At 43.9% G+C, this 6,838-nt stretch carries 7 protein-coding genes and 1 pseudogene; 5 read left to right on the forward strand and 3 right to left on the reverse strand.

Annotated elements, in window-relative coordinates; all coding sequences use genetic code 11:
• Window positions 1-61 precede the first annotated feature (61 nt).
• The 5 genes and pseudogenes from VN379_RS02920 (at window position 62) to rfbD (ending at window position 3,195) form a co-directional block, all read left to right on the forward strand.
• On the forward strand, window positions 62-214 hold the full coding sequence (locus VN379_RS02920) for a hypothetical protein (RefSeq protein WP_325530617.1): 153 nt from the start codon (window positions 62-64) through the stop codon (window positions 212-214).
• A gap of 20 nt (window positions 215-234) precedes the next feature.
• Entirely contained in the window at window positions 235-768 is a 534-nt protein-coding gene (locus VN379_RS02925; RefSeq protein ID WP_325530619.1) for a C40 family peptidase, read from the forward strand.
• A 374-nt stretch (window positions 769-1,142) separates the two neighbouring features.
• Window positions 1,143-1,798: pseudogene (locus tag VN379_RS02930) on the forward strand (sugar phosphate nucleotidyltransferase); the annotation flags it as partial.
• Complete coding sequence (gene rfbC / locus VN379_RS02935) at window positions 1,785-2,345, forward strand: dTDP-4-dehydrorhamnose 3,5-epimerase (RefSeq protein ID WP_325530621.1); 561 nt, start codon at window positions 1,785-1,787, stop codon at window positions 2,343-2,345. The pseudogene VN379_RS02930 and the gene rfbC, both read left to right, overlap by 14 nt.
• A 7-nt stretch (window positions 2,346-2,352) precedes the next feature.
• Window positions 2,353-3,195 carry a dTDP-4-dehydrorhamnose reductase gene (rfbD, locus tag VN379_RS02940; protein WP_325530623.1) on the forward strand — a complete coding sequence of 281 codons (843 nt, stop codon included), beginning with the start codon at window positions 2,353-2,355 and terminating at the stop codon, window positions 3,193-3,195.
• 635 nt (window positions 3,196-3,830) lie between these two features.
• Here rfbD and VN379_RS02945 read toward each other — a convergent pair.
• The 3 genes from VN379_RS02945 to VN379_RS02955 all read right to left on the reverse strand — a co-directional run bounded on the left by VN379_RS02945 (window position 3,831) and on the right by VN379_RS02955 (window position 6,521).
• Window positions 3,831-4,589: an ABC transporter ATP-binding protein gene (locus VN379_RS02945; RefSeq protein WP_325530625.1), complete on the reverse strand. Its 759-nt coding sequence runs from the start codon at window positions 4,587-4,589 to the stop codon at window positions 3,831-3,833.
• 2 nt (window positions 4,590-4,591) lie between these two features.
• Window positions 4,592-5,398, reverse strand: a complete 807-nt coding sequence (gene cbiQ / locus VN379_RS02950; protein ID WP_325530627.1) for a cobalt ECF transporter T component CbiQ — start codon at window positions 5,396-5,398, stop codon at window positions 4,592-4,594.
• A gap of 70 nt (window positions 5,399-5,468) precedes the next feature.
• The gene (locus VN379_RS02955) at window positions 5,469-6,521 is read right to left on the reverse strand and encodes an energy-coupling factor ABC transporter permease (protein WP_325530629.1); all 1,053 of its coding nucleotides are present in this window, start codon (window positions 6,519-6,521) and stop codon (window positions 5,469-5,471) included.
• Between the last annotated feature and the right edge of the window lie 317 nt (window positions 6,522-6,838).

The raw sequence follows: 6,838 nt of genomic DNA on the forward strand, positions 1-6,838 counted from the left end.
TTCTACTCCAATTGGCATACAATAAAGCAAACATATTCTGTAAACTAATTGGAGGTTAATTATGTTTATAGAGATTAAAAAAAACATCAACTTCGGCAAATCTATTTCAAGTGCCTTATCGGGTCAAGTAAAGGCTAAGCAGGATATTATGCACAAACTATCTACTTGCAAAGTATGGATGGTTAAATGGCGCGGAAATACTGGCGACAGCTAATAAGCTGGATATTGATCTTGGTGTCGACTAGCGCTTTGTCAAGCGTAGCGGCACAGGTTGAGGCTTCCCCCGACTCCGGGTATATTCAGTTCGTCTCGTCGCTAGATTCAATTTTAACTGAGGTGATGACCGCGGGTGACATCGAAGAAGAAATAACCGCAAATAAACCATCTATAACTGAAGAGCAGACTGCGAAAATTTTAGCGTTTGCCAAGAATATGCTTGGGCAGTCGTTGGTGTGGGGAGGTGCTTCCCCTACCCAGGGGTTTGATTGTTCAGGCTTAGTGCAGTATGTATACAGTCAGGTAGGGATTCATTTGCCGCGCACCGCCGATCTGCAGTTCTTAGTCGGGCGGACAGTTCCTCTGACAGAGCTGCAACCGGGAGACCTGGTTTATTTTACTACCTATGAGGCAGGGGCATCCCATGTGGGAATTTATATTGGTGGCGATGAATTTATTCATACCTCTTCTTCGAAAGGGGTGGTGGCCATTGGTAATATGCATGAATCCTATTTCGTTGAACGATTTTACGGGGCAAAGAGAGTACAATAACTTATAATGATGTCAGTCGTGATCAATGAATAAGACGCTATACCAGTTCATATGGCAATAGCGTCTTATCTCTTGTTTAGGCTACTATACTCCGCTGGTGATATTGGTATATAGTTTTGTATTTTTGTCAACCCCAATCATGGCAGGTGGTTTTATTGCTATGTAGTACATCAGTAGATTACCACTTATATGATTTAGTAGATGCCATATTGGGTTGTCTTGTGTCAACAAGAGCTATTAGCTCATATAATGGAATAATTATATACTAGTAGGAAGTAGGAACGGCCAGTTGATTCTTGATCAAATGGCCGGGGCGATGTTTATTTTCTTATTACCTGGTTTTCATATAGTTGAATAATTTTGTTAAGCTCGCTATGGTATACTATCCGCTGTCTACACTGATGTTGGCAGGAATTGCCGATATATTGGTTATATCCACACAGCAAGACCTGCCGTTGTATCAACAACTACTTAAAGATGGCACGTAATGGGGAATAAATATCTGTTATGCAGCCGGTAAAATGAAGGGGCTACTGTCTTTGGCTATTGGGTCAGCAACCCGGAACAGTATGGTGTAGTTGGGTTTAACGAAACCGGAGCTGTTGTCAGTAGTGAAGAAAAACCTAAACGGCCTAAGTCTAATTATGCAGTAACCGGTTTGTATTTCTATGATGCTCAGGTAGTTGATATGGCCCGGAATCTTAAGCCCAGCGCCAGGGGCGAACTGGAGATTACCGATATCAACAGGCTATATCTTACTAAAGGCCAACTTAGGGTTGAACGCCTGGGGCGGGGTTATGCCTGGCTTGATACAGGAACGCACAGTACACTGCTTCAGGCTGCTAACTTCATTGAAACGATTGAGCAAAGGCAAGGGTTGAAAATTGCCTGCCCGGAAGAGATCGCTTTTCGTATGGGGTATATCACTGCTGCGCAAATAATCAAAATTGCCCAGTCATATAGTAATAATGGTTACGGAAGGTATCTAATGAATGTAGCACAGGGGGAAGTACTCCATGAAATGCTATAATACGTTGCTGCCAGATGTAAAGGTCATTGACCCCCGGGTTTTTGAAGACAGTCGTGGCTTTTTTATGCAGACCTGGAACGCCGCGCGCTATGCCGAAGTAGGTATTGTAGCAAATTTTGTTCAAGATAATCTATCTTTGTCAACACGGGGGATTTTGCGAGGACTCCATTATCAGCAGCCGAATCCGCAAGCAAAACTGGTGCAGGTTCTGCAGGGAGAAGTGTTTGATGTGGCAGTAGATATCAGATATGGATCACCGACTTTCGGACAATGGGTGGGTATAACTTTGTCTGCGAGCAATAGAAGGCAACTGTATATCCCTGAAGGATTTGCCCACGGATTTTACGTGGTAAGCCAGACCGCATTATTTGCCTATAAGTGTACAGACTTCTATTTACCACAGCATGAAGGGGGAATTTGTTGGGATGATCCAGATTTAGGCATAACCTGGCCAGTCGTTGAGCCTACACTATCAGCAAAAGATAAGCAATACCCCAAACTTAAGGAGATACCTCTGGATTGTTTACCAAATTTAAGGCTGGAGTAGGTGTACTATGAAGATAATAGTTACTGGTGGAACAGGTCAGCTAGGGCGAGCATTTAGTGGTCTAATAGATACTGCTGATATTCAAATTTTTTCCTTTAGCTCGCATGAATTAGATGTTACTAATCCGCACCAGATTAATCATATTTTTAATGAGGTTCAACCAGATGTTGTCATTCATGCAGGCGCATATACTGCCGTTGACGCAGCCGAGACTCACGCTGATATTGTATTTAGGGTTAATGTGGTTGGCACACGGAACATAGCTGCAGCCTGCCTGCACTATGACAGCAAATTGGTGTATGTTAGCACAGATTATGTGTTTGATGGAAAAAATAATCGCCCCTATACCGAATTTGATCAGCCGAACCCCCTGAATATTTACGGCAGAAGTAAGTTAGAAGGTGAGATAATTGCCGCCAGGATTTGTCCCCGGCTATTTATCGTTAGGACGTCCTGGCTCTATGGTGAGGGGCATAATTTTGTCCGCACCATTTTGAAATTGGCTAAAGAACGGGAATATCTCACCATTGTTAATGATCAAACTGGTTCGCCAACCTACACTGTTGATCTGGCTCAGGGAGTTTTGTCGTTAGTAAATACTTCTGAATTTGGTACATATCATATGTCAAGTAATGGCCAGTGTACCTGGTATGAATTTGCCAGGGAGATTTTGCGGCTTGCCGGTCAGAACATAGAAGTAAGACCAATAAATACGGCGGAGTTTGCATTGCCTGCAGTACGACCGGCGTATTCGGTGCTGCGCAATTATATGCTGGAGCTGACGTGCGGCGATTATTTCCGTTCATGGCAGGCCGGACTGCATGATTATGTGAGTACTATAAAAAAGTAGTTGCTGTGGATAGCTAGAGAGGTTGTCCAGTTTCCTCCTATAAGCTGAAATCAGTGGGCATTTCATAACTGCAGCAGAACAATAGGGCAGTAACTTAATGGTTGGTTATTGCATAAACTACATTGAATTAAACCCATAATGATAGTTAAAGCGAGGAGGGAATGACATGGGCTTTGGTTTTGGTGGTTGCGGTGGGCATGGCCGCGGTAATAGTTGGTGTATTGTGATTATTATCATAATACTACTGTTTACCTGCTTTGGGGATGAAGACAGTTGTAGCTGTTAGCCGATACTTACAGATGAGCCGGCGCCTTTTAGGCCCGGCTCATTGGTTTAACAAAAAAGCACCTGACATCGTTGACAGGTATAACGATGAGCGGTCTGCTTTTGATATATCGATATAACTTCTCGCTAAGAGATATAAAAGATATTAAACAGACTCTGCTCAAAATTCAGATTGATTTTTGTATACACAGGTGTTATAATAAATACAAGAATAAAGTATACATAGCCGATTGGCGACAGAATGAATTTCTATTCGGGGTCTGTCGCTGGTCGTGTCAGAGTATACACTATTATAAAAAACCCCATTATGGAGTTCCGGAATACCGGAACTGCATGATGGGGTTTTTTCATTAACTAGAAAGCTGGCTACAGACCGGGCAGCCTTGCATACGGAAGGGTTTTTCCAAGTGGGCTTTATCCAGAAGGTCCTGGTTGTTAAAAATATCTAGCGTCGGGCCGTCGGCGATTACTGTGCCGGCGCTTATGACCACCGTGCGGGGGCACAGGTCTAACACTAAATCCAGATCATGGGTTGCAATAATCTTGGTGTGTTCAAAGGTTTTGAGCAAATTAATTAGTTGACGGCGAGCCAGTGGATCAAGTCCGGCTGTAGGCTCATCCATAACTAATATAGATGGTTCCATCGCAATAACAGCAGCAATGGCTACCGCTCGTTTTTGGCCGCCTGAAAGCCGATAAGGGGTGCGATCCTTAAGCTGTAGCGCGCCGACTGTATTTAGGGCAGCAGTTACCCGGGCATCTACTTCAGCAGGCGGGAATCCCAGGTTTAGTGGACCAAAGGCCACATCATCATACACCGTAGGCATAAATAGCTGGTCATCTGAATTCTGAAAAACCATACCTACCGCTCGTCGAACATGCGGTAAAGTTTGTTTAGTCACTGGATAGCCGCCAATATTTATAGTTCCTGACGTTGGAAAGAGTACTCCAATCAGGTGAGACAAAAGCGTAGTCTTTCCTGAACCGTTAGCGCCAACAATCGCAACTGATTCCCCGTGAGTAATACGGACCGACAAGCCGCGTAATGCTTCTGTCTGGTCTGGATAGGTATATGTTACATCTTTTAGTTCGACGATATGATGGCTCATTGCTAGACCCCCATGAGTAAATTGCCTAATAACTGTGGAATGTTAAACCAACGGACAAGTAAGAAGAAAATGATCCAAAAGATAAGATAGAGTATGTCTACTAAGGTAAGGGAACTAGTGCGTAGCAGGCGCACCTCGCCGTCAAAGCCCCGGCACAGCATGGCCTGATAAATGCGATTGGCGCGGTCAATGGAACGAAGCAGGAGCTGTCCTAAGAGTGAACCCCAGGCTCGGAACTGGACCCCTTCGCCGTGAAAAGACCGTAAGCTGTAGGCTGTGATACAGCGAACAAATTCCTCTACTAAGACATGTAGATAGCGATACATGAACAACAATTGAACAACAATGATTTTAGGTACGCCTATTTTAAGCAAAGCTGAACAAAGAGGGTCAATTCCCGTTGTTGCTACTAAGATTAGAGCCGTAGTCACCGTCAAACACAATTTTATTGTGATCGAGAGGAAGGAAACCCAACCGCCGGAAATCACCACAGAACCGATCTTCGTAATCGGTGTATTATCAAAAAACGGATTGAAAATGCCGATAAATATGATAAAAGGCGCAACAATTAGCAAGCGTTTTAGGATTAGTGATAATGGCAGATTGCCAAGAGAAACTAAGACTGCGGGAAATAAGAAGAAGGGGTACAGTCCGGTAATCTCATATTTCGAGGAAGAAGTAACAGTAAGAATAAAGATAAGTGTGGTAATGAGCTTAACGCAAGGGTTGAGACGATGAATAGAGGTGTTTTGTGTTGAGAGGGCATCAAGGTAGCGTAAATCTATCCAGTTAGCTTCAATTTTTAGCATAGATCAACCTCTTTCACAAGTGGAAAGGGGATACGGTCAAGTCCGTATCCCTTATTCAAAAATAATACTACTATCTGGCGAAACGCTGCAAGCCCTTCCCTATTGCGTAGGCAAGTGCTAAAGTCATGATCGAGCCCATGATGCCTGCCATAGAAGTACCGCTGTCAACTGCTGGCCAGGCGGCTGGTTCCTCAGAGGTGCTTGCGTTGACTGCAGCAGTGGCTTCTTTAGTTTCTTCTGCAGGTTGTTTAAAGTTATAATCAGGTAAGAATGCAGTCTTTTCTTGTATTTCTGCAAAGAAGCTGTGAATTCCTTCCGGGGCATTTAATTCCGGTTCGCCAGTTACGTTGGCGATAGACCATTCCAGTCCATCCGGGTTTGCGGAGGCAAACCAGCTTAAGGCGCCACTGGTGAGTACGGCGGCAATGAGCAGGGTGATAAAAACCCCTTTAATAGGAATGCTGCCAAAGGGTTGCCCCAGTGCTGTTTTTTGTAAGATTGCCGGTGATTCTTTCATAATAAATAGAACGATGACTGCTGTGACCAGACCTTCGACCAAACCGATTGCCAGATGAATAGGTTGCATTAAAAGCAAGAATGTAGAGAAAGGGAGCTCGGAAACCCCGGAAAAGAGTGTTTCCAGTACAACCCCGAACGCGCCTAGCTGTAGTCCAATAACTGCTGCCAATACTGAAGCTAAAAAAATGCGCCCCTGTGAAGGGTTGTTGGCGGTTAACGGTTTGTAGATAAAAGGATAAGCAACAAAGCAGGCTAAAAAACCCATATTAAAGATGTTAGCGCCAAGTGCCAACAGGCCGCCGTCAGCAAAAAACAAACACTGAATGGTTAAAATGGAGGCTATAGTTAATGCGGCGGCCTGTGGTCCAAGCAAAATGGCCAGCAGGAGTCCACCACATAGGTGGCCGCTGGAACCAGTCCCCGGGATCGTGAAATTAATCATTTGTGCTGCGAATACGAAGGCTCCCAGCACGCCCATTAGGGGAACTTTGCGATCATCAATGTCGTTTTGGACTTTTTTAGCTGCGTAAGATGCTAAACCTGCGGTTGCTACCCACATAGCCCCGCCGACTACCGGGGAGATTAACGCGTCTGCCATATGCATGTAAAATCCACTCCTAAAAATTATTATAATTACGACTTAATAATTACCAACAAAAAAAGACTACCAAGAAACCCCATGCACTGTTGCTGCTGGGATGAGACTTTCGTAGCCTTGTTTCACCGGTATACAATTGGATGAAATATAAAGCCAGCCCTTCAGAGCTAAGGTACCTTCATGATACACTATATTGTGAATATTTTCATCAATGTGAATCATTCGCCATGGGATTACTTATTCCTGCTATATATTTAGTATTTTTAATTTTTATTCATAGTTGACAGCTAATTTCTAAACCAATTGGTAAATTAGTGCTATAA

The sequence above is a fragment of the Sporomusa sp. genome (genome assembly GCF_035561255.1).
Lineage (GTDB): Bacteria > Bacillota > Negativicutes > Sporomusales > Sporomusaceae > Sporomusa.

What these genes read in the sequence shown, in the direction of transcription:
- VN379_RS02920 (WP_325530617.1), top strand. Translation starts at nt 62, where the DNA reads ATGTTTATAGAGATTAAAAAAAACATCAACTTCGGCAAATCTATTTCA.
- rfbC (WP_325530621.1), top strand. Translation starts at nt 1,785, where the DNA reads ATGAAATGCTATAATACGTTGCTGCCAGATGTAAAGGTCATTGACCCC.
- rfbD (WP_325530623.1), top strand. Translation starts at nt 2,353, where the DNA reads ATGAAGATAATAGTTACTGGTGGAACAGGTCAGCTAGGGCGAGCATTT.
- VN379_RS02945 (WP_325530625.1), bottom strand. Translation starts at nt 4,589, where the DNA reads ATGAGCCATCATATCGTCGAACTAAAAGATGTAACATATACCTATCCA.
- cbiQ (WP_325530627.1), bottom strand. Translation starts at nt 5,398, where the DNA reads ATGCTAAAAATTGAAGCTAACTGGATAGATTTACGCTACCTTGATGCC.
- VN379_RS02955 (WP_325530629.1), bottom strand. Translation starts at nt 6,521, where the DNA reads ATGCATATGGCAGACGCGTTAATCTCCCCGGTAGTCGGCGGGGCTATG.